The 23962-nt window shown below is 69.0% G+C and carries 26 protein-coding genes; 14 read left to right on the top strand and 12 right to left on the bottom strand.

The genetic code is table 11. From position 1 onward, the window contains the following. Nucleotides 1–16 precede the first annotated feature (16 nt). Together JL37_RS04170 and JL37_RS04165 are read left to right on the top strand one after the other, a co-directional pair. Nucleotides 17–1033, top strand: a complete 1017-nt coding sequence (locus tag JL37_RS04170; RefSeq protein WP_043542316.1) for a hydroxyacid dehydrogenase — start codon at nt 17–19, stop codon at nt 1031–1033. 74 nt (nt 1034–1107) lie between these two features. Further along, a complete protein-coding gene (locus JL37_RS04165) occupies nt 1108–1758 on the top strand; it encodes a GntR family transcriptional regulator (RefSeq protein WP_043542240.1) in 651 nt (216 codons plus the stop codon). A gap of 10 nt (nt 1759–1768) precedes the next feature. Here JL37_RS04165 and JL37_RS04160 read toward each other — a convergent pair whose 3' ends face one another. Then, on the bottom strand, nt 1769–2350 hold the full coding sequence (locus JL37_RS04160) for a TetR/AcrR family transcriptional regulator (protein WP_156124210.1): 582 nt from the start codon (nt 2348–2350) through the stop codon (nt 1769–1771). 228 nt (nt 2351–2578) lie between these two features. On the opposite strand from JL37_RS04160, the gene JL37_RS04155 reads away from it, so the two are divergent. Genes JL37_RS04155 through JL37_RS04145 form a run of 3 tightly spaced genes read left to right on the top strand, consistent with a single transcriptional unit; the run spans nt 2579 to nt 5127 of the window. Next, on the top strand, nt 2579–3790 hold the full coding sequence (locus JL37_RS04155; protein ID WP_043542239.1) for a Tm-1-like ATP-binding domain-containing protein: 1212 nt from the start codon (nt 2579–2581) through the stop codon (nt 3788–3790). Nucleotides 3791–3801: 11 nt separating this feature from the next. After that, nucleotides 3802–4632, top strand: coding sequence for a phosphoenolpyruvate hydrolase family protein (locus JL37_RS04150; protein WP_043542238.1), 831 nt, complete (start codon nt 3802–3804; stop codon nt 4630–4632). Between the two features lie 51 nt (nt 4633–4683). After that, nucleotides 4684–5127, top strand: coding sequence for an SRPBCC family protein (locus JL37_RS04145; protein ID WP_043542237.1), 444 nt, complete (start codon nt 4684–4686; stop codon nt 5125–5127). A 192-nt stretch (nt 5128–5319) separates the two neighbouring features. Here the strand turns inward: JL37_RS04145 and JL37_RS04140 are convergent, their stop codons facing one another. Continuing rightward, on the bottom strand, nt 5320–6285 hold the full coding sequence (locus tag JL37_RS04140; RefSeq protein WP_043542235.1) for a LysR family transcriptional regulator: 966 nt from the start codon (nt 6283–6285) through the stop codon (nt 5320–5322). Between the two features lie 113 nt (nt 6286–6398). Between JL37_RS04140 and JL37_RS04135 the strand changes: the two genes are divergently transcribed. Both JL37_RS04135 and JL37_RS04130 read left to right on the top strand, forming a co-directional pair. After that, nucleotides 6399–7868, top strand: coding sequence for an amidohydrolase family protein (locus tag JL37_RS04135; protein WP_043542233.1), 1470 nt, complete (start codon nt 6399–6401; stop codon nt 7866–7868). Nucleotides 7869–7900: 32 nt separating this feature from the next. After that, on the top strand, nt 7901–8860 hold the full coding sequence (locus JL37_RS04130) for a tripartite tricarboxylate transporter substrate binding protein BugE (RefSeq protein WP_043542232.1): 960 nt from the start codon (nt 7901–7903) through the stop codon (nt 8858–8860). Nucleotides 8861–8888: 28 nt separating this feature from the next. On the opposite strand, the gene JL37_RS04125 is transcribed toward JL37_RS04130, so the two are convergent. Genes JL37_RS04125 through JL37_RS04105 form a run of 5 tightly spaced genes read right to left on the bottom strand, consistent with a single transcriptional unit; the run spans nt 8889 to nt 13309 of the window. Continuing rightward, complete coding sequence (locus JL37_RS04125; RefSeq protein ID WP_043542231.1) at nt 8889–10289, bottom strand: sulfite reductase subunit alpha; 1401 nt, start codon at nt 10287–10289, stop codon at nt 8889–8891. Nucleotides 10290–10293: 4 nt separating this feature from the next. Continuing rightward, nucleotides 10294–11310: an FAD:protein FMN transferase gene (locus JL37_RS04120; protein ID WP_043542230.1), complete on the bottom strand. Its 1017-nt coding sequence runs from the start codon at nt 11308–11310 to the stop codon at nt 10294–10296. Between the two features lie 14 nt (nt 11311–11324). Next, a complete protein-coding gene (locus JL37_RS04115; protein ID WP_043542227.1) occupies nt 11325–12125 on the bottom strand; it encodes a DUF4198 domain-containing protein in 801 nt (266 codons plus the stop codon). A gap of 14 nt (nt 12126–12139) precedes the next feature. After that, nucleotides 12140–12655 (bottom strand): DUF2271 domain-containing protein, encoded by a 516-nt coding sequence (locus JL37_RS04110; protein ID WP_043542224.1) that lies wholly within the window; start codon nt 12653–12655, stop codon nt 12140–12142. A gap of 27 nt (nt 12656–12682) precedes the next feature. Continuing rightward, on the bottom strand, nt 12683–13309 hold the full coding sequence (locus JL37_RS04105) for a PepSY-associated TM helix domain-containing protein (RefSeq protein WP_043542222.1): 627 nt from the start codon (nt 13307–13309) through the stop codon (nt 12683–12685). Nucleotides 13310–13498: 189 nt separating this feature from the next. On the opposite strand from JL37_RS04105, the gene JL37_RS04100 reads away from it, so the two are divergent. Further along, on the top strand, nt 13499–14053 hold the full coding sequence (locus JL37_RS04100) for an HdeD family acid-resistance protein (RefSeq protein ID WP_043542221.1): 555 nt from the start codon (nt 13499–13501) through the stop codon (nt 14051–14053). A gap of 6 nt (nt 14054–14059) precedes the next feature. Next, nucleotides 14060–14452, top strand: coding sequence for a fluoride efflux transporter CrcB (locus tag JL37_RS04095; RefSeq protein WP_043542218.1), 393 nt, complete (start codon nt 14060–14062; stop codon nt 14450–14452). Here JL37_RS04095 and hpnE read toward each other — a convergent pair. The 3 genes from hpnE to hpnC are packed head-to-tail and all read right to left on the bottom strand — an operon-like array spanning nt 14449 to nt 17463. Next, nucleotides 14449–15771 (bottom strand): hydroxysqualene dehydroxylase HpnE, encoded by a 1323-nt coding sequence (gene hpnE / locus JL37_RS04090; protein ID WP_043542216.1) that lies wholly within the window; start codon nt 15769–15771, stop codon nt 14449–14451. The genes JL37_RS04095 and hpnE overlap by 4 nt on opposite strands. Next, nucleotides 15768–16631, bottom strand: coding sequence for a presqualene diphosphate synthase HpnD (gene hpnD / locus JL37_RS04085; RefSeq protein WP_043542215.1), 864 nt, complete (start codon nt 16629–16631; stop codon nt 15768–15770). The genes hpnE and hpnD overlap by 4 nt, the downstream gene beginning before the upstream one ends. A 1-nt stretch (nt 16632) precedes the next feature. Next, nucleotides 16633–17463, bottom strand: a complete 831-nt coding sequence (gene hpnC, locus JL37_RS04080; RefSeq protein WP_043542212.1) for a squalene synthase HpnC — start codon at nt 17461–17463, stop codon at nt 16633–16635. 139 nt (nt 17464–17602) lie between these two features. On the opposite strand from hpnC, the gene alr reads away from it, so the two are divergent. After that, entirely contained in the window at nt 17603–18730 is a 1128-nt protein-coding gene (gene alr, locus JL37_RS04075) for an alanine racemase (RefSeq protein ID WP_043542210.1), read from the top strand. 131 nt (nt 18731–18861) lie between these two features. Continuing rightward, nucleotides 18862–19581 carry an SDR family oxidoreductase gene (locus JL37_RS04070; RefSeq protein ID WP_043542208.1) on the top strand — a complete coding sequence of 240 codons (720 nt, stop codon included), beginning with the start codon at nt 18862–18864 and terminating at the stop codon, nt 19579–19581. Nucleotides 19582–19607: 26 nt separating this feature from the next. Here the strand turns inward: JL37_RS04070 and JL37_RS04065 are convergent, their stop codons facing one another. Continuing rightward, complete coding sequence (locus JL37_RS04065; RefSeq protein WP_043542206.1) at nt 19608–20465, bottom strand: LysR substrate-binding domain-containing protein; 858 nt, start codon at nt 20463–20465, stop codon at nt 19608–19610. 81 nt (nt 20466–20546) lie between these two features. On the opposite strand from JL37_RS04065, the gene JL37_RS04060 reads away from it, so the two are divergent. Continuing rightward, nucleotides 20547–20927: a tautomerase family protein gene (locus tag JL37_RS04060; protein ID WP_043542205.1), complete on the top strand. Its 381-nt coding sequence runs from the start codon at nt 20547–20549 to the stop codon at nt 20925–20927. A gap of 18 nt (nt 20928–20945) precedes the next feature. On the opposite strand, the gene JL37_RS04055 is transcribed toward JL37_RS04060, so the two are convergent. Next, nucleotides 20946–21899, bottom strand: coding sequence for a LysR substrate-binding domain-containing protein (locus JL37_RS04055; RefSeq protein ID WP_043542203.1), 954 nt, complete (start codon nt 21897–21899; stop codon nt 20946–20948). A 112-nt stretch (nt 21900–22011) separates the two neighbouring features. Between JL37_RS04055 and JL37_RS04050 the strand changes: the two genes are divergently transcribed. Both JL37_RS04050 and JL37_RS04045 read left to right on the top strand, forming a co-directional pair. Continuing rightward, nucleotides 22012–22905, top strand: a complete 894-nt coding sequence (locus tag JL37_RS04050; RefSeq protein WP_043542202.1) for an MBL fold metallo-hydrolase — start codon at nt 22012–22014, stop codon at nt 22903–22905. A 75-nt stretch (nt 22906–22980) separates the two neighbouring features. Continuing rightward, nucleotides 22981–23958 carry a tripartite tricarboxylate transporter substrate binding protein gene (locus JL37_RS04045; protein ID WP_043542200.1) on the top strand — a complete coding sequence of 326 codons (978 nt, stop codon included), beginning with the start codon at nt 22981–22983 and terminating at the stop codon, nt 23956–23958. The last annotated feature ends 4 nt before the right edge of the window (nt 23959–23962 follow it).

Genomic DNA, 23962 nt, shown 5'->3' with positions numbered 1-23962 from the left:
GCGGCTCCAGGACAAGATGCGCGTCGTCCGGCTGGGTCTCTGGATCGACCCCGTGTTCGACGCGAGCATCGAGCGCGAGCAGGCCTTGAGCCTGGAGGTGCTGCCCGTGCATGGCGACGCGGTCACGGCGGCTGGACTGGCTGGCGCGCAGGCCTATCACGTCAGCGCGGCCAAGGACGAGGTTCCGGCGCGCTGGTGGGTATCGGAGAGCCTGCTGGCCCAATGTCCGGAACTGCTTTGCGTGTCCTCGGGCGGGGCGGGCTACGACACGGTGGACGTGGCGGCCTGCACGCGGGCCGGGGTGGCCGTGGTGAACCAGGCCGGCGCCAATGCCGCGTCGGTGGCGGAAATGACCTTCGCTTTGCTGCTGTCGCTGGTCAAGCGCCTGCGTGAATCCCAGGCCGCCCTGCAAGCGGGAACCGCCGCATCGCGCGAGGCGCTGATGGGCCGCGAAATCGAAGGGCGCGTGCTCGGCATCGTGGGCATCGGCGAGATCGGGCGGAGAGTGGCCCGCGCTGCCGCGGGTTTCGGGATGCGGGTCATTGCCTTCGATCCGCTGTTGACGCCCGATGAAATCCGCGGCCGGGGAGCCGAGCCGGCCAGCTTCGCGGCGCTGCTCGAAGAGGCCGACGTGGTGAGCCTGCACTGCCCCTTGAATGGCGATACGCGAGGCATGCTGGGGGCCGAGGCGTTCGGCAGGATGAAACCCGGCGCGCTGTTCATCTCGACCGCGCGCGGCGGCATTCACGACGAGGATGCGCTGCTTTCCGCCCTGGAGCAGGGGCGGCTGGCGGGAGCCGGGCTGGACGTATGGAGCCAGGAGCCGCCGCCGCCCGGAAACGGGCTGTTGCTGCGCCCAGATGTTGTCGCGGCCTACCATACGGGCGGCGTCACGCACGAAGGCCGGCGCAAGGTGGCGCAGGGATCCGCCGCCCAGATCGCGGACATGCTGGCAGGCCGCCGTCCGCCGCGGTTGCTGAATCCGGAAGTCTGGCCCAGGTTCCTGGAACGGCTCGCGCAGCGCCGCCGTTGACGCCGCCATCGCCGCTACGCGGGGAAAGGCTTCCGGTATAGTTCGAAAACCCAAGTCTGGAGCCATGCGCCATCATGTCTAGCGCCCGCGATTACGTATATGGAGAGTTGCGCCGACGCCTGATGGCGGGCTCTTTCATGCCGGGCGAGCGGCTGCGCGAAGAGCACATCGCGGCCGAGCTTTCCGTGAGCCGCACGCCGGTGCGCAGCGCCATCGAACGCCTGGTGACGGACGGCCTGGTCAAGCACGAAGGCCGGCGTGGCGCCGTGGTGCTGGGCTGGCAGGACCGCGATATCGACGAAGCGTTCGAGCTGCGCATGCTGCTCGAACCGTATTCCGCCAAGGCGGCCGCCGAACGGGCCAGCCCGGAGCAGATACTCGAGCTCGAGCGCATCAACGAGAGCATGCTCGATGCGATCAACGCCGACGCTCCCGACAGCGTCGCGCGCGTGCAGCACTTCAATAATCAGTTCCACCACGCCTTGCTCGAGGCCGCGCAATCCGCGCGGGTGCGTTCCATGGTGGAAAGCCTGCTCGACATGCCCATCATCATCGGCTCGTTCTACTTCTACACCAAGGACGACATGCTGCGCAGCGTGGAGCATCATCGCCAGATCATCGCTGCCCTGAAGGCGCGCGACGCGGAGTGCGCCCAGATCGCGATGCGCTTCCATCTGGCGTCCACGCACCTGCTTTTTCGCAGCCACCGCAAGTCGGGAAAATAGCGGGGCGGCGCTATTCCTTTCCGGGCGCGGCCTCGGCCAGCGCCTGCTTGATGATGGCGTTGGCCGTCCAGCGCGCCACCTCGGTGAGTTCTGGAAGCTCCAGCTTCCAGATGTCCTTCAGGACCAGGAACACTTCGGTCCCGTAGACCAATGACAGGGCCTGCGCCACGCGGTCCAGCTGCGCAGGCGCGAGGTCGGCCGCCAGCGGCGCGATGGCGCGCCTCAGGATGTCGACCCGGTGGCCGCGCACCAGCCGCGGCTCGGCGCCTGCCTTGCCGGCGCTGGCTTCGGCGTGCTGCTGCAGGGACACCATGATGGCGGCGCGCAGCGGCGCTTCGTGCGATTCGAGCCTGGGATAGGCGAAGCGCAGCAGTTCATCGACCCGGGCGGAGGCGTCGGGGGCGCTTGAGTCCCACGCCAGGATCGGGCCCAGGCTTTCATCGACCACCGCCGCGATCAGGGCGCTCTGGCTGGGGAAGTAGCGATAGGCCGTCGCGCGCGAAACCTGGGCGTGCTCGGCCAGTTCAGCGACCGAGGGCGTAATGCCTTGCGCCATGAGGCGCTGGGCGGCGTCCAGCAGGGTTTTGCGCATGCGCGCCCGGGGGCCGTGCGGCGGCTCGCCGCTGGCCGCGGCCTGAGGGCTGGCGGGCGCGATGAGCCTCGCCGCGCCGGCGCTCGCCGGGGCGTTCTTGGCGGGGGAACGGGTTTGACGTGAGACAGGTGTCTCAGTATGATTCTTTCGTCTCATTTCTAGATTCTACAGGCCTCGCGGCCCCACATATCGAGGCGCGCACCGAGTGTAGCCGCCCGCGGAGGAGTCATGACGCATTCGAACCGGCGGGTCTACGTGGCCGCCACTTACGACACGAAGGGCCAGGAGGCCGAGTACGTGGTGGGCCTGCTCAAACGGGAAGGGCTGGACGCCGTTTCGGTGGACGTGTCCACCTCGGGCGCGGCCAGCGCGGCCCAGGTCCAGGCGCGCGAGGTGGCGGCATGCCATCCCCAGGGCGCGGATGCCGTCTTCACCGGCGACCGGGGCACCGCCATCGCCGCGATGGCGCAGGCCTTCGAACGCTACGCCGCGGGCAACGCGGGCATCGGCGCCTTGCTGGGCCTGGGCGGCTCGGGCGGCACCGCCCTGATCACCCCCGCGATGCGGGCGCTTCCGATCGGCACGCCCAAGCTGATGGTCTCCACGATGGCCTCGGGCAATGTCGCGCCCTATGTCGGGCCGTCAGATATCGCCATGATGTATTCGGTGACCGACGTCGCGGGCCTGAACCGCATTTCGCGCCGCGTGCTGGCCAATGCCGCCGGCATGATCGGCGGGGCCTTCCGGCAGGCCTCCAGCGCGGCCGAGGACGATGGCCGGCCCGCCGTGGGCATCACCATGTTCGGCGTCACCACGCCTTGCGTGCAGCAGGTCGCCCCGCTGCTCGAATCCCGCTACGACTGCCTGGTGTTCCACGCCACGGGCACGGGCGGCCAGTCGATGGAGAAGCTGCTGGACAGCCATCTGCTCGCCGGCGTGCTGGACCTGACCACCACCGAAGTCTGCGACTTTCTTTTCGGCGGCGTGCTGGCCTGCACGGAAGACCGCTTCGACGCCGTGGCCCGCACGGGCGCGCCTTACGTGGGTTCCTGCGGCGCGCTGGACATGGTGAATTTCGGCGCCATGGACACCATCCCGGAGCGCTATCGGGGCCGCAAGTTCTACCCGCACAACCCGCAGGTGACGCTGATGCGCACCACCGCTGAAGAGAATGCCCGGCAGGGCGAATGGATCGCCGCCAGGCTGAACCGCTGCCAGGGCCCGGTGCGCTTCCTGATCCCCGAAGGCGGCGTGTCCGCGCTGGATGCGCCAGACCAGGCGTTCTGGGATCCGGAGGCCGACGCCGCCCTGTACGCGGCATTGGAGGCGAATGTGCAGCAGACGGCCGACCGCCGCCTGGTGCGCGTGCCGTGCCACATCAACGATCCGCTGTTCGCCAAGACGGCGGTCGATCACTATCTTGAAATCGCTACACACTGAGGATTACCGCCATGCCGCGTTTTGACCGCAACGAGCTACTGGACAAGTTCCGCGCCATGGTGCGCGCGCGCACGCCGATCGTGGGCGGCGGCGCGGGCACGGGCCTGTCTGCCAAGTGCGAGGAAGCTGGCGGCATCGACCTGATCGTGATCTACAACTCGGGCCGCTACCGCATGGCGGGCCGCGGCTCGCTGGCCGGCCTGCTGGCCTACGGCAACGCCAACGAGATCGTGGTCGACATGGGCCGCGAAGTGCTGCCGGTGGTGAAGAGGACCCCCGTGTTGGCTGGTGTGAACGGCACCGATCCGTTCTGCGACTTCGACGTGTTCCTGGACGACCTCAAGCGCCAGGGCTTTGCCGGCGTGCAGAACTTCCCCACCGTGGGTCTCATCGACGGCAATTTCCGCGCCAACCTGGAAGAGACCGGCATGGGCTATGCCCTGGAAGTGGACATGATCCGCCTGGCGCACAAGAAGGGCATGCTGACCACGCCCTACGTGTTCAACGAGGATGATGCCGTGGCCATGGCGCGCGCCGGCGCCGACATCATCGTGGCCCACATGGGTCTGACCACCGGCGGCTCCATCGGCGCCGAAACGGCGCTGTCGCTGGACGATTGCGTGGCCGCCATCGACCGCATCGCCGAGGCGGCGCTGGCCGTGCGGCCGGACGTCATCGTGCTGTGCCACGGCGGCCCCATCGCCACGCCCGAGGACGCCGCGCACGTGTTGCGGGCATGCAAGCACTGCCACGGTTTCTACGGCGCCAGCTCGATGGAGCGCCTGCCCACCGAACAGGCCCTGACCGCCGCCACCCGCGAGTTCAAGAGCCTGACCTTCTGAATCCATTCCCGCCGTTTCCTTTTCCAGGGCCGCGCGCCCGCAGGAGTCCGTATGACGCACACCGTACATGTCAGCGCCGTCGTCCACGCCCCGCTGCAGGAAGTCTGGGCCCGGTTCCGCGATTTCGACGGGTTGGCGGGCTGGCATCCCGGCATTGAGCAGAGCCGCCTGGAAGAGGGCGGCCGCCATGACGCCGTGGGTTCGGTGCGTCACCTGACGCTCAAGCCCGCCGGATTCGTCCGCGAGCGCCTGCTGATGCTGGACGATCCGGGCACTGCGCTGCGCTATTCCATCATCGAGACCGACCTACCCATGCGCGACTACGTCGCCGGCGTGTCGCTGCACCCCATCACCGAAAGCGGCCATACGCTGGTGCAATGGTGGGCGGACTTCCGAGTCGAGGGCGCGGAACTCAGCGACGTGGCGAACGCCGTGGGCAAGGGCGTATTCGCCGCCGGCCTCGCGGCGCTGGACGAGAAGCTGCGCCGCGCCTGACCGCAAGCCGCGTAGGATGGGTAGAGCGCGAGAGTTCTTAAGCTAGAACGCCGCTGTCGAACGCGCGTAACCCATGCAGTCATGGGCAGATTGTTTTTCGGCCGATGCGGGACGCTGTCTGCCCACGGCCGCATGGGTTGCGCGCGCTGGGCAATTGCGTTCTTGGACAGAGGGTCTCGCGCTTTACCCATCCTACGCGGCTTGCGGCGTTGAGGGGAGGCGCTTGCAGCCGGGCGGCAGGTCCGCCGTGCGCAGGTAGCCGCGGATGGCGCCGATGAGCGCCTGGGCGGCGGGGCTTAGCGGGTATTCCTTGTGCCGGATGATGCAGACCGTGCGGACGACGGTCGGGCGTGCCAGCAGCGCGTAGCGCAGCCCCGGCTCCAGCACGCGTTGCGCGGCCAGCGCAGGCAGCAGCGCCACCCCCAGCCCCGCCTTCACCAGCGCGGCTTGCGACGTGGTGCTGGACGCTTCGTAGAAGGGCGCGGCGGCTTCGATCGGCAGGTCGGCGCGCGCGCGCAGCAGCGCCATGATGCCGGTCTCGTCCACGACGCCCACCAGCTTGCGCTGCGCCAGGTCCGACCAGCGCATCGCGCCGTCCCGGCCCGCGCGCAGGTCCGGGTCGTCTTCGCGGTACAGCACGCCGAATCGGTCTTCGAGCAAGGCGTCGAAACGCAGCCCCGGCGCGTCCGCCCAGCGGCTGGTCAGGCCGAAATCCACTTCGCGCGCCGCGACCTTGCGCTGGATGCGGCCGGAGTTGTCGTCGCTGAGATACAGCCGCACGCCCGGGTGTTGGGCCGAAAAGGCCGCGGCGGCGGGCGCGATGATCTGCGTGATGGCCGACGGCGCCGCCGCCACGCCCACGCGGCCCCGTTCCAGCGCGCCGAAGCGCACCACGTCCTCGATCACGCCGTCGAAGTCCGCCAGCAGCCGCATCACGCGGGGCAGGAATTCCTCGCCCGCGGCCGTCAGCAGCACGCGGCGGCTGGTGCGCGCGAACAGCTGGGTGGCAAGAGCGTCCTCCAGCTGGCGCACCAGGCTGGTCACGGACGATTGCGTCTGGAACAGGCGCTTGGCCGCATGCGTGAAACTGGATTCCTGGGCCACCGCCACGAAGGCGGTCAGGTGTTTCAGGGTAACGTGCTTGGGCAGCCGATTCATTTCAAATCACGATAGATAGATCAACAAAAACAATTTTCCCAGATTGATCGCCGCGACGATACTACGCCTTTTCAGCATCCTCCGGCCCCCGCGGCCGGATTTAGGCGGAAGCAATGCGGCAGCAAACTCTGGACCTCATCATTGAAGGCGGCTGGGTCGTCGACGGGCTGGGTGGCCCCCGGCGGCGCGCCGACGTGGGCGTGGCGGGCGAGCGCATCGCCGCCATCGGCGATCTGGCAGGCGCCGCCGCGGCGCGGCGCGTGGATGCCCGCGGCAAGATCGTGGCGCCGGGCTTTATCGACGTGCACGGCCATGACGACCTGATGTTCGTGGAGCGCCCCGGCCTGGAATGGAAGACCAGCCAGGGCATCACCTCGGTCGTGGTGGGCAATTGCGGCGTCAGCGGCGCGCCCGCGCCCCTGCCCGGCAATACGGCGGCGGCGCTGGCCCTGCTGGGGGAAACGCCGTTGTTCGCCGACATGGGCGCGTATTTCGACGAGCTGCGCGCCCAGCGGCCCATGATCAACGTGGCGGCCCTGGTGGGGCATGCCAACCTGCGCCTGGCAGCCATGCGCGACCCCGCCGCGCAGCCCTCGGACGAAGAGCAGGAGGCCATGCAGCGCATGCTGGACGACGCGCTGGCCGCCGGCGCGGTGGGGTTCAGCACGGGCCTGGCCTACCAGCCGGGCGGCGCAGCGCGGCCGGCGGAGCTGGAGGGCCTGGCGAAGGTGGCGGCGGCGCGCGGCGCCATGCACACCAGCCACATCCGCAACGAAGGCGACGACGTCGAGGCCGCGGTGGACGAGGTGCTGTCCGTGGGGCGCAATACCGGCTGCGCCACGGTGCTGTCGCACCACAAATGCATGTTGCCGCGCAATTGGGGCAAGAGCCGGGCCACGCTGGCCGACATCGACCGCGCCCGCGCGCAGGGCGTGGACGTGGCCCTCGACATCTATCCGTATCCGGGCAGCTCCACCATCCTGATCCCGGAGCGCGCCGAGATCATCGACGATATCCGCATCACCTGGTCCACCCCGCACCCCGAATGCGGCGGCGAATACCTGAGCGATATCGCGGCGCGCTGGGGCTGCGACAAGACCACGGCGGCGCGCCGCCTGTGCCCGGCGGGCGCCATCTATTTCGCGATGGACGAGTCGGAGGTGCAGCGCATTTTCCAGCATGAGCGCTGCATGGTCGGCTCAGACGGGCTGCCCAACGACGCGCATCCCCACCCGCGCCTGTGGGGCAGCTTCACGCGCGTGCTGGGACGCTATGTGCGCGAGGCCCAGTTGCTTACGCTGGAGGCGGCGGTCGCCAAGATGACCGCCTTGCCGGCGCGCGTGTTCGGCCTGGCGGGACGCGGCCAGCTCACCGAAGGCGCGTGGGCGGATATCGTGGTGTTCGACGCCGACACCGTCGAGGACCGCGCCACCTGGGAAGCGCCGACCCTGGCCTCGGCGGGCGTCGAGCACGTGCTGGTCAACGGAAGCCAGGTATTCCCGGCGGCGGCGGGCATGCCGCGGCCCGGCAGGATCCTGCGGCGCGAGGCCATGGCGGCCGATGCCGCGGGCTCCATTCAATAAAACACATCCCATTCCTACAGGAGACAAACATCATGATGCGCAAGACTTGCATCGCCCTGGCGCTGGCCGCCGCGCTGCCCGCCGCCCACGCGGCCTTTCCGGACCGCCCCATCACCCTGATCGTGCCGTTCCCGGCGGGCGGCCCGACCGACATCGTCGGCCGCGTGGCCGCCGCCAAGGCAGGCGAGATCCTGGGCCAGCAGATCGTGGTCGAAAACCGCACGGGCGCGTCCGGCACGATCGGCATGACGGCCACGGCCCGCGCCAAGCCCGACGGCTACACCGTGGGACTGGCCACCGTCAGCACGCACGGCACGGCGCCGCACCTATTCCCCAACCTGGCCTACGATCCCGTCAAGGATTTCACGCCGGTCAGCAACCTCGTCACCAGCCCCAACATCCTCAGCGTGAATCCGCAGTTTCCCGCCAAGACGCTGGCGGAATTCGTGACGCACGTGCGCGCCAACCCCAACAAGGACGGCTACGCCAACGCGGGCGCGGGCGGCGTGAACGACCTGGGCATGATCTGGTTCCTGCAGCTCATCGGCGGCAAGATGAACAGCATTTCGTACCGGGGTTCGGCGCCCGCGCTGACCGACACGGTGGGCGGGGTGGTTCCGGTGATCTTCGACAACTTCCCGTCCTCGCTGCCCTACCTGAAGAGCAACCACTTGCGCGCCCTGGCCATCACGGGCACCGAGCGCAACCCGCGCCTGCCGGACGTGCCGACCTTCGCCGAGCAGGGCTACAAGGACTACGACGTGACGGCATGGTATGGCGTGGTGGGCCCGGCGGGCATGCCGGCCGATGTGCGCGACAAGCTGGCCCAGGCCTTCGCCCAGGCGGTGCGCGATCCGGCCACCGCCGCCAAGATGGAAGAGACCGGCGCCTTCCCCCTGGGCAACACGCCCGCCGAATTCGGCGAGCAGATCCGCGCCGAGCGCGACCGCTGGAAATCGGTGATCGACAAGGCGCAGATCAAGCTGCAGTGATGGCGGGGGCGGCGGCGCGGCCGCCCGCTCAGTACACGTCGCGGCGGTAGCGCCCCTCGTGCTGCATGACTTGCAGGCGCGCGTCGCCCAGGATGTCCTGCAGGGCGGCGTCGACGCCGCCCGCCATGCCTTGCAGGCTGCCGCAGACGTAGATGGCCGCGCCATCGTCGACCCAGGCGCGCACGGTATCCGCCTGTTCGCGCAAATGATGCTGTACGTAGCGGCGCTCGGGCTGGTCGCGCGAGAACACCGCGTCCAGGCGCTCCAGCGTGCCGTCGCCATGCCAGGCGGCGATGTCATTCTTGCAGAACCAATCGTGCGCCGCGTTGCGCTCGCCGAACACCAGCCAGTTGCGCCGGTGGCCGGCCGCGCGGCGCGCCTTGATCAGGGCGCGCAGGCCCGCCAGGCCCGTGCCGTTGCCCACCAGGATCAGCGGACGGCCGTCGGCCGGAGCATGGAAATTCCGGTTCACGCGCACGCGCAGGTCTATCGCGTCGCCGGGCTGCGCAATGTGGGTCAGCCAGCCGCTGCCCAGCCCCAGGGCGCCGTCCGCGCCGCGCATCTGGCGCACGAGCAGCTGGATGGCCCCGTCCGCGGGCAGCGAGGCGATGGAGTATTCGCGGTGCGCATGCAGCGGGCCGCCGGCTTCCCGGCGCGGGCCTATCTCGGCGATGTCGCCGGCCTGCCAGCCAGCGCCCGCGTCCGCGTCCGCGGGAGGCGTCAGGGTCAGCAGATAGCACGGGCCGCCCTGGCTGCCAGGGTTGAGCCGTTCGCGCGCGGCCAGGCGCCAGGATTGGTAAGCGGGCGCCTGCCAGTCGGGCAGGTCGCTGCGTCCAGCCAGCAGGCCCAGGTGGTGCTGCCAGTGCCGCAGCGCCGCGGGATCGCCATTGTCGACCTCCACCAGGTCGAATAGCGGCGCGGCGCCCTGCGCATGCAGCCATTCGCCGAGGCGGTGGCCGAAGCCGCAGAAGTTCGCGTATTCGCTGTCGCCCAGCGCGAGCACCGCGTATTGCGATCCGGCAAGCGGGGGCAGGCCGCGCCTGCCCGCATCCGGCGCGGCGGGAAGCATCTGGTCGGAGAACGCGGCGGCGGTGTCGGGCGGGTCGCCTTCGCCATAGGTGCTGGCCACGAACAGCATGCGGCGGTAGCCCGCCAGGCGCGCCAGGTCCAGCTGGCCCAGCGCGGCGACGCGCACCGTCAGACCGCCCGCCCGCAGCGATTCCGCGGTCTGTTCGGCCAGCGATTCGGCGTAGCCGGTTTGCGTCGCGTAGGCGACCAGCAAGGTGTCTTCGGGAACGGGGGCCTCCAGGGCCTGCTGTGCCAGCGCGAGCTGCGTTTCCTGGCGCTGGGCGCGGCGCCGGGCCCAGAGACACAGGAGCAGCCACAGGCCCACCACGCACGCCGCCGCGATCAACCGGGTAGGGGCCATGGTTTCAGCGGGGGAGGGCCAGCGCCTGGAACGCCGGGGTGGCGGCGACGCGGTAGGCGCCGGGGCCGCGAACGATGAACAGGGCCGCCAGGCCGTGCCGGCGGGCATAGGCCAGGCCGTCGTCCAGGCCCAGCACCGTCAGGGCGGTGGCCAGCGCGTCGGCCTGCATGCAGCCCGGGTGGACCACGGTGACCGAGGCCAGTTTGTTGCGCACGGGCTGGCCGCTGCGCGGATCGATGGTGTGGGCGTAGCGTTCGTCGCCGCGGCCCGCGTGGCGCCGGTAGTCGCCAGAGGTGGCGATGCTGCATTCCTCCAGCGGCAGCGCCAGCGCGTGGCCGTCGCTGGCGTCGGGCACTTCGACGGCCACGCGCCAGGGCTGGCCGTCGGGCCGCTTGCCGCGCGCGCGCAATTCGCCGCCCACTTCCACCAGGTACTGTGTGACGCCCAGGGCGTCGAGCGCCATCGCGGCGCAATCCACGCCATAGCCCTTGGCGATGGAGGACAGGTCCAGATAGGTGCCGCCTTCCTGCAGCGCCGCGCGCCTGGCGGCGTCGAGCCGGACGCGGCGCCAGCCGCAGCGCTTGCGGGCGGCTTCGATGGCGGCGGGCGAGGGCGGCTCGAACGCGCGCTGGTGCGGGCCGAAGCCCCAGGCGTTCACCAGCGGCCCTACGGTCGGGTCGTAGGCGCCGCCGGTATCCTCGGCCAGCGCCAGCGCATGGTCCAGCACGTGGAAGAATCCCGCGGGCAGGGTTTGCCAGCCGGGGCCGGCCTGGTTGTAGCGCGTGATGTCGGAGTCCGCTTCCCAGGTGCTCATCTGGGCCACCACTTCGTCCAGCGCGGCCTGGATGGCCTGCCGCGCGGCGGCTTCGGTGCGCCCGGCCGGCAGGGCCATGCGCGCCGACCAGGTGGTGCCCATGGTCGCTCCGGCCAGCGCCGCCGGCCGGGCCGGCATGGCGCCATAGGCGACGCGCGGCGCGGCGACCGCCGCGCCGCGCGGGGCGTAGGAAGGAGGATTCGCCATGCGGCCGCGCCGGCTTAGGGCTGCAGCACTTCGACCGTGCCCGCGTAGGACAGGCGGCGCTTCTTGGCCTGCGGCACGCTGACCTTGGCGTCTTCCATGCCGGCCTCGATCCAGTACAGGCCGGGCTGCGGCCATTTCACCGAGAACTTGCCGTCCTTGTCGGTCTTCAGCTGGATTTCGCCGACCTTGTCGCGATAGCGGCTGCCGCCGGGCACGACGTTGACTTCCAGTTCCGCAGCGGGCTTGCCGTCCAGCAGCATCTGGAAGGTGGCGGATTCGTCCGTGAACAGGTCGTTCGGATGGCTGACGGGAGCCAGCTCCAGGCCGCGGCCGACGGGCTTGACGGCCGAGGGCTTGCCGGCGGTGACGAAGGTTTCGATGCGGCCCAGGCTCTGGGAGATCTCCAGGCCCTCGGCCTTGGCGGGCACGGCCTGGGCCAGGCCTTCGGCCTTGCCGAAGTAGCGCTTGTTCTTGCCGTCTTCCTTCCAGCGAGCGAACACGCCGTCGTTGACGACGGCCACGCGATACGTGCCGCTCTGCTTGAGCTGCAGGTCGAAGGTGCTGCGCAGCTTGCCGCGGTTGAGGTTCTCGGCTTCGGCGGCGCTGCCGTCGGGCGCGGTCACGGCCAGGCCGTCCAGGCGCAGCGGCGCGTGGTTGAAATAGAACTTGTCGTTGCCCACGGCGGCGTCGACCGTGATCCAGCTGTCGGTGCCGGACAGCACCGTCGAGGACGGCACGATCCAGACGTCATGCGCGTGGGCGGCGAAAGGCAGGCAGAGCGCCAGGGCGGCGGCCAGTTTGGCGGCGGATTTCATCGTTGCGTTCCTAGTCAGGGTTTCAGGTCGAGCGCGACGGCGCCCAGTTCGTGTTCGCCGCGGGCCGTCAACTGCTCGGCCTTTTGCGGCGGCCATTGGAAGGGGATGCGCAGCAGTTCGCGGCCGCCGACTTCGCGCGCCGCTTCCACCACCACCGCGTACTGGCCGGGCTTGAGCTGCGACAGGGGCTTGCTGGCCGCGTCGAAGCTCAGCGCGTGCTTGCCCACGGGCTTGGTCGCGCCGCTCACGCCGTCCACCGGGAACTGCTGGTTGCGGCCGCTGCGGCGCCACCACTGGCGCATGTCCTTGAGCCATTCGGTGCCTTCGTTGTTCTTCTTGGCCACGTCGTACCAGACCGCGAGGTCGGTGGCGACGCTCTGGTCGGGATTCTCGATCCAGATCGCCACGTAGGGGCGGTGGTATTCCGCGACATCAAGGCGCGGGACCTCGATGGACAGGCCGATGTCGGCCGCTTGGGCCGTTCGGGCGATCAGGCCGGCCAACAGGGCCGACAGCAACAGCTTGCGCATGGAAGTCTCCAGGGCGGATCGATGGGATCAATGAATGAAGAGCAGGGCCAGCACGACCGGGATCACGACGCCGAGCCCGACCATGGGCCAGGTCGCGCTGCGGTTGCCGGCGTGCATTTTCAGCAGCACCAGCCCAGTCAGCGAAAAGACCAGACAGGCGGCGGCGAAAATGTCCAGGAACCAGCTCCAGGCCAGGCCGGTGTTGCGGCCCTTGTGCAGATCGTTCAGGTACGAGATCCAGCCGCGGTCTGTGCGTTCGTATTCGACGTCGCCGCTGGCCAGGTCTATGGACAGCCAGGCGTCGCCGCCAGCGCGCGGCAGCGACAGGTAGATCTCGTCGGCGGACCATTCGGCGGGCCTGCCGGCCGCCCCGGCGTCCAGCGTGTCGTCCAGCCACAGCGCGACGGAGGCCGGCAGCGGCGCTTTTTTCTGCGCGGGCGGAGGGGACAATTGCGCCAGAACGGCGGCGGGCAGCGTGGCTTCGCGGCTGGTCACCACCGCCTTGGCCTCGATGTGCGAGGCGTTGTTCAAGGTCAGCCCCGTAATGGCGAACAGCAACATTCCCAGCAGGCACAGCGCCGAGCTGATCCAGTGCCATTGGTGCAGCGTCTTGAGCCAATAGGCCCGGCGGCGAGGAGTGGGTTGACTGTCCATGGGGTATTGGGTGAAAGCCCGCGGATTCTAACACTTAATGAGAATGACTCTTATAAATGCCGCGATCGAGCCCGGAAGGAGATTTCAATCGATTTCGGGGCCAAGTCCCGGGCGGGCCGGGGCGCGGCGTGGCGCCTGCGCCCCGGCGGCGATAAGATAGGCCACCCGTTACAAACACCGGAGGTCGTCATGCTTGAACAGCAAGTCGCGGATCGCATCGGTCGTCATTGGGGGTGGGTGGCACTGCGCGGCGTCGTAGCCATCCTGTTCGGCCTCATGGCCATGTCCATGCCAGCCATCACACTGTCCGCCCTGGTGCTGGTGTGGGGCGCCTTCGCGCTGGCCGACGGCGTGCTGGCGCTGATCGCCGGCGTGCGCATCCGGGACAACGGCAAGCCGCTGTGGGCGCTCATCGTGGTGGGCCTGCTGGGCGTCGCGGCGGGGATCGTCACCTTTCTCTGGCCCGGCCTGACCGCGCTGATCCTGCTGTACATCATCGCGATCTGGGCGCTGGTGTCGGGCGTGTTCCAGATCATCGCCGCCATCCGCTTCCGCAAGGAAATCCGGAACGAGTGGCTGCTCGGCCTGTCGGGGCTGGTATCCGTGCTGTTCGGCGGCATGCTCATCATGCAGCCCGGCGCGGGCGCGCTGGCGCTGGTCTGGATCATTGGCATCTACGCCGTGTTTTTCGGCATACTTCTGCTGGTTTTCTCCTTCCGCCTCAGACAGCACAAGGCGTCCTGATTCCCGATGTCCGCATACCAGACCCTGATCCCCCTGAATTTCCTCGCCGTGGGCGTGGGCGCCGCGTTCGGCGCCTGGGTCCGGTGGCTGGTCGGCCTCTGGCTGAACGTCGAGTCCTGGCCGTGGGGGACTTTCGCGGTGAACCTCGCGGGGGGCTATCTGGTGGGGCTGGTGCTGGCCCTGGTGGCCGGCCATCCCGAGTGGCCGGCCTGGGTGCGGCTGGGCGCGATCACGGGTTTCATGGGCGGATTGACCACGTTTTCGACCTTCTCGGCGGAAACGGTGGCCATGCTGGAACGAGGCGCCTACGGCACCGCGATCGGCTACGCGGGCTTCAGCCTGGCGGGTTCGCTGCTGCTGACGGCGGCGGGCCTGGCCACAGCCAGCCTGCTGCGTTAGCCGGCCAGCGGGGCCAGCACCCGCGCGGCCTGTAGGCCGCTGCGCACCGCGCCTTCCAGCACGCCGGGGTAGCCGGTGTCGGTCCAGTCGCCGGCAAGCGCCAGCGTGGGCCAGGGCGTGGAATTAAGCGGGCGGGTCAGGCCCGGCACCGCGGCGAAGGTCGCGCGTTTCTCGATGAAGAGTTCCGCCGCCGTCACTTCCGGCATGGAGGGCAGGCGCGCGGGATGGCGCGAGGCCTGTTCGGCCACCTGGTCGATCAGTTCCTCGATGACCTGCTGGCGGTTGCGGTCCGCGATGCCGGCGGCGGCGCTGGCCACCACGGCCAGTTCGCCGGCCCGGGTGTCGCCGGCCAGTTGCGCGCGGTCGAACAGCCATTGGCCGATGTGGCCCCGGGCGGATTCCTCGCGCAGCATCATCATGGGCTCGGGCAGGCGCCAGGGCTCCGCCAGCCGCAGGTTGAGCGTGGCGATGGGCAGGTAGTCGAAGGCCTTCAGGGCTTCAAGCAGGCCGGCGGCGCCGGCCTCCCGCAGCGGGGCGTCCAGCAGCCGGGCGGCGAAGGTGGGCGGCACGGCCAGCACCGCCGCGTCGAAGCGTTCCTGGTTGATGTCGATGCCTTCGGCGGACGGGCGTATCTGGCGCACCGTGCTGCCATAACGCATGGTCACCTGGCGCGCGGCGGCGTCGGGCCACAGCGCCGAGAGGTCGGTGCAGGGCAGCAGCATGTCGCTGTCCTCGCGGCTGCCCGCCAGGCTGTCGCGCAGCACGCGGGCGAACAGCGCGGCGCTGGCCGTGGCCATCGGCGTGTTCAGCGCGGCCAGGCAGAGCGGTTCCCAGAGCTGGCGGATCAGCGCGTCGGATTGGCCGTGGTAGTGCAGCAGGTGCAGCACGGTCCAGTCGCGCGGAGGCGTCCAGGACATGGTTTTCAGCCCGCGCATGAGGCGCAGGGTGGCCAGCCGGTCGGCCCAGGACAGCCCGCGCGCGCGCAGGATGGCGATGGCCATGTGCAGCGGGGCCGGCAGGCGCGGGGCCGACAGGCGGAAACGGCCGTCCAGGCTGGCCAGTTGCAGGGGGCGCCGCATCAGCAGGGCGTCCGGATTGCGGCCCACCCGGCGCATCAGCGCCAGCGTGTGCTTATAGGCGCCCGAAAGCAGGTGCTGGCCGTTGTCCAGCGGCGCTTCGAATTCAGTGTGGAAGACACGGCGGGCGCGCCCGCCGGGGGTATGGCCGGCTTCGAACACGGTGACTTTCGCGCCCGCCTCGCGCAGGGCCACGCTGGCCGCCAGCCCGGCCCAGCCCGCGCCGATGACCGCGGCCTTCACCTCGCCAACCGGCGGACGAGTCCGCGTCCGCCGCCCACCCAGGTCTTCCAGGCCAGCCACAGCTTGCGCAGGGGCGTGAGCGAGATCCGCTGATGCAGCACCTGCCAGTTGTCGCGCTCGATCTCGTCGAGCAGCGCGTGGTAGATGGCGGCCATCATCAGCCCGGGCCGCTGCGAGCGGCGGTCGGCCTCGGGCAGGTTGCTCATCGCTTCGCGGTACAGGCCGCGCGCGCGGTCGGCCTGGAACTTCATCAGCGCGCTGAAGCGCTCGGAGTACTGGCCGTTCAGGATGTCCGAGGCCTTGACCTCGAATTGCTGCATATCGTTGACCGGCAGGTAGATGCGGCCGCGGCGGGCGTCGTCGCCCACGTCGCGGATGATGTTCGTCATCTGGAACGCCAGGCCCAGCTTTTCCGCGTAGACCAGGGTTTTGGGATCGGAGTAGCCGAAGATGCCGGCGGACAGCTCGCCCACCACGCCCGCGGCGTGCCAGCAATACTTGCGCAGGCCGGGCCAGTCCAGGTAGCGGGTCTGGTCCAGGTCCATTTCCATGCCGTCGACCACGGCCAGCAGGCGTTCGCGGGTGATCGAACAGCTTTCGAGGTGCGGCTGCAGGGCGCGCGTCACGGGGTGGTCCGGCGTGCCGTCGAACATCTGGTCGATCTGGGTGCGCCACCAGGCCAGCTTGACGCGGGCGAGCGACGGGTCGGTGCATTCGTCCACCACGTCGTCGACTTCGCGGCAATAGGCGTACAGCGCCGTGATGGCGCGCCGCCGCTCGGGCGGCAGGAACAGGAAGGCGTAGTAGAAGCTCGAACCGCTTTTGGCGGCCTTTTCCTGGCAATATTCGTCAGGGGTCATATCAGGTAATTGCGCGCCACAACATGATGGCCCAGTCCTTGGCGCCCAATTCGGGGCGATTCATGAATACATCGTAGCCGCTCGCCTCGATACGCTCCAGCACGCGCAGCCCGCCTTGCACCACCAGGCGCAGCTCCAGGCCCATGCGGCCCGGCAGGCGGCGCGCCAGCGGAGCGCCGAAGTGTAGCAGTGCGCGGGCGCGTTCCACCTCGAAAGCCATCAGGTCGCGCCATGCGGGCGTCAGCCGGCAGGCGGCCAGATCGTCGTCGGTCACGCCATGGCGGCGCAGGTCTTCCTGCGGCAGGTAGACGCGGTGCTTGCGCCAGTCCACCCGCACGTCCTGCCAGAAGTTCACGAGCTGCAGGCCGGTGCAGATCGCGTCCGCTTCGTCCACATTCTGCGGGTTGGTGGCTTCGAACAGGTGCAGCATCAGCCGGCCCACCGGATTGGCGGAGCGGGTGCAGTAGTCGGCCAGGGTGGCGTAGTCTTCGTAGCGCTTGACGCTGATGTCCTGCTCGAAGGCGGACAGCAGGTCGTAGAAAGGGGTGATCGGCAACTGGTGGCGGGCGATCGTGGCCGCCAGCGGCCTGAAAATGCCGGCCAGTTCGGGCGAGCCGGGTTCCGGCGTCGAGCCCGGCTCGGCGCCGATGCGATGCAGTTCGGCGCGGAACGCGGCCAGCTGATTCAGCCGTTCCTCGTCCGTGGCGCTGCCTTCGTCGGCGATGTCGTCCGCGGCGCGGGCGAACCGGTAGATATCGGTCACGGCGCCGCGCAGCCTGCGCGGCAGCAGCAGCGAGGCGACGGGGAAGTTCTCGTAGTGATCGATGGACATAAAGCGGGTTTGCGATGCGGCCCGGGGGCCCTGACGAACCCATTTTAAGGTGAACGAGCCCCGGCCGTTTTACCCGGGCATGGGGCGATGCCGCGGGGGCAAGGATCAGTTAGACTTAAGCGCCACAGGATTGCACACCATGCCGCGCCCAATTTCAGCCTCCGTCTCCGTTTCCGCCCTTGCGCACAACCTTGCCGCCGTGCGCCGCCATCTCGACCAGACCGCGGCCGCCGCGTCCGGCCTGCCGCCCTCGATCTGGGCGGTCATCAAGGCCAACGCCTACGGGCATGGCATCGAGCAGGCGGTGGCCGGTTTCTCCAAGGCGCAGGGCCTGGCGATGCTGGACCTGGACGAAGCCGTGCGCTGCCGCGAGGCGGGGTGGGGCGGGCCGATCCTGCTGCTGGAAGGGTTTTTCAACCCGTCCGACCTGGACATCGTCGACCGCTACCACCTGAGCTCCACGGTGCACAACCGCGAGCAGCTGGACATGCTGGCGCGGGCGCGCCTGTCGCGCCGGGTTGACATCATGCTCAAGCTCAACACCGGCATGAACCGCCTGGGCTTCAGCCCGGCCGCCTACGCCGCGGCGCACGAACGCGCCATGCTGCTGCAACAGCAGGGCACCCTGGGCTCGGTGGGCAAGATGACCCACTTCGCCTGCGCCGACGGCCCCCAGGGCGTGAATGAACAGCTGGGCCTCTTCAATTCGGTGACGCATAAGCTGCCCGGCGCCATCAGCGTCTGCAATTCGGCGGCCACGCTGCGCTTCGCCGAGATCGCGGTCGGCTCGGAAACGCAGTCGCACTGGGTGCGCCCCGGCATCTGCCTTTACGGGGCTTCGCCGTTCGCCGACGCCGAGGCCGTCTCCTTCGGCCTGAAGCCGGCCATGTCGCTGCGCTCGGAAATCATTGCCGTGCAGGACCTGAAGGCGGGCGATTCCGTCGGCTACGGCGCCATTTTCCGCGCGGAGCGCTCCATGCGCATCGGCATCGTGGCCTGCGGCTACGCCGACGGCTACCCGCGCCACGCCGCGACCGGCACGCCGGTGGTCGTGGCCGGCATCCGCACCCAGCTGGTGGGCCGCGTGTCCATGGACATGCTGATCGTCGACCTGGGCCCCATTCCCGCGGCCGGCGTGGGCACGCCCGTCTCGCTCTGGGGCGAGGACGGCCCTTCCGTGGACGAGGTCGCCCAGGCCGCCGGCACCATCGGCTACGAGCTTCTGTGCGCGCTCGCGCCGCGCGTCCCGGTTGCGCGGGACGCCTGAGCCGGCCGTCCGGCGTGCAAGAATTGCTACGCAATTTACAAGACAGGTGGCGCCGGATGGTGTCTACTTGGAAGACCGGGCGCTCAAGCGCCCGTTTTTGACCAAGAAAACAGACGACGAGGTTTCAATCCATGAAGGACAAATGCGTACTCATCACGGGCGCCACCAAAGGCATAGGCTGGGCCCTTACGCAGCGGCTGTCCGACATGGGCTGTCATGTGGTGGGCATTGCCCGCAACACCACCGACGTGGATTTTCCCGGCTATCTCTACGCCTGTGACCTGGCCGACGCCGGCCGCACCGAGGAAGTGCTGCGCGAAATCCGCGAGAAATTCCCCGTCGACGCCGTGGTCAACAACGTGGGCATCGTCTCGCCCCAGCCGCTGGGCGAAATCGATCTTGCCACCCTGTACAACGTGCTCGACCTGAACGTCCGCGTGGCGGTGCAGGTCACCCAGGCTTTCATCGAATCCATGAAGGTGCGCCGCGCCGGGCGCATCGTCAACGTGGTCAGCCGCGCCATCCATGGCGGCATGGAGCGCACTGCCTATTCGGCCGCCAAGAGCGCGCTGGTGGGCTGCACCCGCAGCTGGGCGCTGGAGTTGGCCGAATACGGCGTCACCGCCAACGCGGTCGCGCCCGGCCCGATCGAAACGGAAATGTTCCGCGCCACGCGTCCCGCAGGCAGCGAGGGCGAAAAGCGCGCCCTGGCTTCCGTGCCCATGAAGCGCCTGGGCACCCCCGCCGAGGTGGCGGCCGCCATCGCCTTCCTGCTGTCCGATGACGCCGGCTTCATTACCGGCCAGGTGCTGGGCGTGGACGGCGGCGGCAGCCTGGCCGGGCGTTCGTAACCCTTAAACGCCCTTAACGCGCGGCGTCAGCCGCGCACCGCGCTCCGGAAGGCCGCTGAAAGGGCAGTGAGCGCATCGCGAGCCCGGCCGTCCTTGACCCGGGTGTGCAGCAAGACCGGCAACTGCGGTATGGCCGGCAGCCCCAGTTTGGGGCCTGCATCCACCGCGCCGAACGGCAGCATGCGCGGCGATAGCGCCGCAACGCCGAGCCCCGCCATCACGGCGGCCGTGACGGCCATTACGCCGCCGCCGACGAATACTTCAGTCCAGGGTATGCCCGCCGCATCCAGCAGCTGGCCGGCGAGCGCGCGCACGCCGCAAGGCTGCGCCATAGTGGCCAGCGGCAGCGGTTCGCCTGCGCGGTGCTGCCAGCCCGGGGCCGCGAACCAGCCGAATTTCTCTTGGGTGATGATTTTCCCGTCGCTGCGGCCGGCATGCAGGCGGACGATCACCGTGTCCAGGTCCCGCCGGTCGAAGCTCTGGAGCAGGTCTGCCGACGAAGCAATCCGGATTTCGATCAACAGCTGGGGATTCTGGGCGTTCATGCGCGCGATCAGCGCCGGTAGCTCGGGGCCGGCGACATGGTCGCTGATGCCGATGGCGAGGCGCTGCCTGGCTTCGGCCACGGCGGACAGCGCGCGATCGTGCACGGCCAGGAGTTCGCGCGCGTGTTCCAGAAAGCCGGCGCCTCGCGCCGAAAGCTCCACATAACGGGGCGTCCGTTCGATCAGGCGGAAGCCGAGCCTTTCTTCCAGCCGCTTCAGTTTCAAGCTGACCGCGGCCTGAGTGGCGCCCGTGGCTTCCGCGGCCTGAGTGAAACTGCCTAGCTCGGCAATGCGGACGAAGGCCTTGACGGCATCGAGGTCCAGCGCGCGTTCAGTCATTTCAAATATTTATCTCTGATATATGCACAGATAGCGTATCAGAATAGATAACATGAAGCGGCATTCTATGGAGAACCCACCATGCCGCTCGTTCACATCTCATTGCGCGCCGGAAAGACGGAAGCCTATCGCCAGGCCATTTTCGATGGCGTCTACCAGGCGTTGCGCGAAACATTCAACGTACCCGACGACGACCAGTTCATGGCCATGACCGAGCATGACGCCGCGAACTTCCGTTATGGCGCAACCTATCTCGATGTTGCGCGCAGCGACGACCTCGTGTTCATCCAGATCACGGCGAGCAATACCCGCAGCGCGGAGCAGAAGAAGGCGCTGTTCCGGCGGATCGCCGAACGCCTGGGCGCCAGCCCGGGCATGCGCTCGGAGGACGTGTTCGTGAGTCTGGTGGAGGTGGCGAAAGAGAACTGGTCGCTCGGCCGCGGCCTCGCCCAGTATGCGTGAGGCCGCCAGGCGTAGGCTTTATTCGCCCAGCGCGCTGGCCTCCAGGCGCAACGCGTCCAGAAAGCGCAGCAGCGCCGGCGCCGCGTCGACCTGTGCCCGCTGCACCACGCCGACGGGCGGCAGGGTCCAGTCGGGGCGGAACCTCAGGATGGCCAGCACGCCCATGGCGGCATAGTGCTGGGCCACCGCGCGCGGCATGGCCGACAGCAAATCGCTGCTGCGCAACAGCACCTCGTTGGCAAGCAGCGATACCGATTCGGCCATGGGCGCGCGCAAGGTCAGCCCCTGTTCGGTGAAGTAGGCGTCGATGCGTTGGCGCAGCGGCGCTTGCGGCGGTGGCAGTATCCAGTCCTGCCGCGCCAGCGCGGCGGCGGTAATGCGGGTGGATGCCGCCAGCGGATGGCCGATGCGCGCCACCACGCATATCGGTTCTTCGTACAGCACCTCGGTGCGGAACACGGGCTGGGTCGCGTCCAGCATGAGCCGCCCCAGCACGCAGTCGAATTCGCCGCGGGCCAGGCCCGCCAGGAGCATGTCGTGCGCGCCTTCCTGCAGCATGACGGTGACGCCGGCATGATCGGCGCGCAAGCGCTGCAGGGCCCGCGGCACCAGGACGGGCAGCGCTACCTGTTGCACGCCGACTCGGATACGCCCGCTGGCGCCCGCGGCCAGGGCGGCGATCTCGTTGCGCGCGCCGGACAGGTCGGACCAGAGCACGTCCGCTTTGCGCGCCAGCGCGTGCCCGAATCCGGTGGGCGTGATGCCGCGGCGCGTGCGCTGGAACAGCGGCACGCCGAACATGTCTTCCAGTTCCAGCAGCTGCTTGCTGGCGGCGGGCTGGGTCATGCCGAGCTCGGCGGCGGCCTTGTGCACGCTGCCCTGCGCGTACAGCGCCCGCAGCAGGTCGAGATGGCGCATGCGCAAACGGCCGCCGATGTGGCGAAGCTCGGGAATCCGCGGCGTCGATGGCATGGTTTTTAAGATTCCGATTGGTTATCACAGCATTCTAATAATTGATTAGATTGTATGCACCCCGTACCTATACTGGATCGCAGTTCAACCGTGCTGCGAAAAAGGGGAAACCATGAAGATCACGATGCTGGGCACCGGCGCCGCGCTGCCCGATCCCGACCGGGGCCAATCCGCCATCCTGCTGACGCTGGATGACGATACGCACTACCTGTTCGATTGCGGCGAGGGCGCCACGCGCCAGATGGTGCGCGCCAATGTCGACCCTGCGAAGGTCGGCTTCGTGTTCCTGACGCACCTGCACCACGACCATATCTGCGACTACCCCTATTTCGTGATCTCCAGCTGGATGCTGAACAGGCAGGGCGCGCCGCTGGTGCTGGGGCCGAAGGGCACGCGCCACTTCGTCGACCACCTGTTCGAGAACGGCGCGTACCAGACGGATTTCCGGGCGCGCAGCGCCTATCCGGTGCGCCAGGCCAATATCGAGGCAGCCCGGCCCGAGGTGCGCGAAGTCAGCCCGGGCGTGGTCTTCGAGGACGGCAAGGTCCGCATTTCGGTGGACTGGGTCGAGCACATCCCGCGCGAGGTCTGTGAGTGCTTCGGCGTGCGCGTGGAGGCGGAAGGCAAGGTCATCGCGTTCAGCGGCGACACCGCGCCTTGCGAGGCCATGGTGCGCCTGGCCCGGGACGCGGACCTGCTCATCCACGAGTGCACGTTTCCCGAATCGTTCATCGCCCATCGCGCCAAGACTGGCGTGGGCACGTACGCGCACACGAGCCCGACCGATCTTGGCAAGATCGCGCGCGAGGCCAATGTGAAGAGCCTGGTGGCCACGCACTTCGGGCACTTCGATTCCACCAGCCCCGTGCTCAAGCGCGCCGCGGCCAAGCACCTGCCGGTGGACCTGATGGGCCCGCACCTGATGGACGAGATCGTGGCCGACATCCGCAAGAACTACTCCGGCCCGCTGCGGCTGGCCCACGACCTGATGCGCATCGATCTCTAGCCTGCGCGGGGAACAAGAACCGGCCTTCGGGACGGCGTGCCGCGGGCCCGCAGCCCGCCGGCCAGGGAGAACACCATGACGTACCGGACTTGCGCCGTATCCGTTTTGCTTGCCTTGGGCGCGGCGGTCTCGCCGCCCGCCGCCCGGGCGCAGTATCCCGATCATCCCATCCGCATCGTGCTGCCCTACGCGCCGGGCGCGGCGGGCGACGTCGCCATGCGGCAGATCCAGCCCTTGCTGGAGAAGCGCCTGGGCCAGCCCGTGGTGGTGGATTACAAGACGGGCGCCGGCGGCAATATCGGCGCGCAGGAAGTCGCGCGCGCGAAGCCGGACGGCTACACGCTGGTGCTGGGCGCGACCAACAATTTCGTCATCAACCAGTTCCTGTACCGGAAGCTGGGCTTCGATCCCCTGGCGGACCTGGAGCCCGTGGGCAAGCTGGCGGACGTGCCGGCCTTCGTCTACGTCGGCTCGCAGGTCCCGGCGGCGGACTACCCGCACTTCGAGCAGTATGCGCGCGCGCAGAAGGGCAAGCTGAACTACGGTTCGCCGGGCATGGGCACCACGCCCCACCTGTCGGCCTACCGCCTGTCCAAGGCGATGGGCGCCGGCATGACGCACATCGCCTACCGCGGTTCGACGCCGGGCGTGCAGGCCCTGCTGGCGAACGAGATCCAGATGTATGTCGGGGGCTACAGCATAGCGGCCGCCTACATGCCGCAGGGCAGGGTCCGGGCGTTGGCCGTGGCGGCGCCACAGCGCTTCGCCGGCTTGCCCGACGTGCCCACCGCCGCCGAGGCCGGCATGCCGGACGTGGTGCAGGGCAACTGGTGGGGGTTTGCCGCGCCCAAGGGCACGCCGGCCGACCGCGTCGCGCGTTTTGCCGGCGCCTTGCGCGAGGTGCTGGACCTGCCCGAGGTGCGCCAGGCCTATCTTGCCAACGGCTTCGTGCCCGGACGGGACTCGCCGGCGTCGTTCGCCGAGGAATGGCGGAACGAAGCCCGCCAATGGCAGGCCGTGGTGCGCGAGTCCGGCGTGGTGCTGGACAACTGAGGAG

This window comes from Achromobacter sp. RTa, from assembly GCF_000757485.1.
Classification (GTDB): domain Bacteria; phylum Pseudomonadota; class Gammaproteobacteria; order Burkholderiales; family Burkholderiaceae_B; genus Achromobacter.
The sequence above is the reverse complement of the archived record's forward strand: the minus strand, read 5'-3'. Positions and strand labels throughout refer to the sequence as shown.

Excerpts from the sequence above, each read along its gene's own strand:
- JL37_RS04065 (WP_043542206.1), bottom strand. The coding sequence starts at position 20,465 with ATGACTGAACGCGCGCTGGACCTCGATGCCGTCAAGGCCTTCGTCCGC.
- JL37_RS04160 (WP_156124210.1), bottom strand. The coding sequence starts at position 2,350 with ATGCGCAAAACCCTGCTGGACGCCGCCCAGCGCCTCATGGCGCAAGGC.
- JL37_RS04055 (WP_043542203.1), bottom strand. The coding sequence starts at position 21,899 with ATGCCATCGACGCCGCGGATTCCCGAGCTTCGCCACATCGGCGGCCGT.
- hpnC (WP_043542212.1), bottom strand. The coding sequence starts at position 17,463 with ATGTCCATCGATCACTACGAGAACTTCCCCGTCGCCTCGCTGCTGCTG.
- JL37_RS04120 (WP_043542230.1), bottom strand. The coding sequence starts at position 11,310 with ATGGCGAATCCTCCTTCCTACGCCCCGCGCGGCGCGGCGGTCGCCGCG.
- hpnD (WP_043542215.1), bottom strand. The coding sequence starts at position 16,631 with ATGACCCCTGACGAATATTGCCAGGAAAAGGCCGCCAAAAGCGGTTCG.
- JL37_RS04135 (WP_043542233.1), top strand. The coding sequence starts at position 6,399 with ATGCGGCAGCAAACTCTGGACCTCATCATTGAAGGCGGCTGGGTCGTC.
- JL37_RS04130 (WP_043542232.1), top strand. The coding sequence starts at position 7,901 with ATGATGCGCAAGACTTGCATCGCCCTGGCGCTGGCCGCCGCGCTGCCC.
- JL37_RS04155 (WP_043542239.1), top strand. The coding sequence starts at position 2,579 with ATGACGCATTCGAACCGGCGGGTCTACGTGGCCGCCACTTACGACACG.
- JL37_RS04115 (WP_043542227.1), bottom strand. The coding sequence starts at position 12,125 with ATGAAATCCGCCGCCAAACTGGCCGCCGCCCTGGCGCTCTGCCTGCCT.
- JL37_RS04045 (WP_043542200.1), top strand. The coding sequence starts at position 22,981 with ATGACGTACCGGACTTGCGCCGTATCCGTTTTGCTTGCCTTGGGCGCG.
- JL37_RS04140 (WP_043542235.1), bottom strand. The coding sequence starts at position 6,285 with ATGAATCGGCTGCCCAAGCACGTTACCCTGAAACACCTGACCGCCTTC.
- JL37_RS04110 (WP_043542224.1), bottom strand. The coding sequence starts at position 12,655 with ATGCGCAAGCTGTTGCTGTCGGCCCTGTTGGCCGGCCTGATCGCCCGA.
- JL37_RS04070 (WP_043542208.1), top strand. The coding sequence starts at position 18,862 with ATGAAGGACAAATGCGTACTCATCACGGGCGCCACCAAAGGCATAGGC.
- JL37_RS04050 (WP_043542202.1), top strand. The coding sequence starts at position 22,012 with ATGAAGATCACGATGCTGGGCACCGGCGCCGCGCTGCCCGATCCCGAC.
- JL37_RS04095 (WP_043542218.1), top strand. The coding sequence starts at position 14,060 with ATGTCCGCATACCAGACCCTGATCCCCCTGAATTTCCTCGCCGTGGGC.
- JL37_RS04125 (WP_043542231.1), bottom strand. The coding sequence starts at position 10,289 with ATGGCCCCTACCCGGTTGATCGCGGCGGCGTGCGTGGTGGGCCTGTGG.
- JL37_RS04060 (WP_043542205.1), top strand. The coding sequence starts at position 20,547 with ATGCCGCTCGTTCACATCTCATTGCGCGCCGGAAAGACGGAAGCCTAT.
- JL37_RS04170 (WP_043542316.1), top strand. The coding sequence starts at position 17 with ATGCGCGTCGTCCGGCTGGGTCTCTGGATCGACCCCGTGTTCGACGCG.
- JL37_RS04165 (WP_043542240.1), top strand. The coding sequence starts at position 1,108 with ATGTCTAGCGCCCGCGATTACGTATATGGAGAGTTGCGCCGACGCCTG.
- JL37_RS04150 (WP_043542238.1), top strand. The coding sequence starts at position 3,802 with ATGCCGCGTTTTGACCGCAACGAGCTACTGGACAAGTTCCGCGCCATG.
- JL37_RS04100 (WP_043542221.1), top strand. The coding sequence starts at position 13,499 with ATGCTTGAACAGCAAGTCGCGGATCGCATCGGTCGTCATTGGGGGTGG.
- JL37_RS04145 (WP_043542237.1), top strand. The coding sequence starts at position 4,684 with ATGACGCACACCGTACATGTCAGCGCCGTCGTCCACGCCCCGCTGCAG.
- JL37_RS04105 (WP_043542222.1), bottom strand. The coding sequence starts at position 13,309 with ATGGACAGTCAACCCACTCCTCGCCGCCGGGCCTATTGGCTCAAGACG.
- alr (WP_043542210.1), top strand. The coding sequence starts at position 17,603 with ATGCCGCGCCCAATTTCAGCCTCCGTCTCCGTTTCCGCCCTTGCGCAC.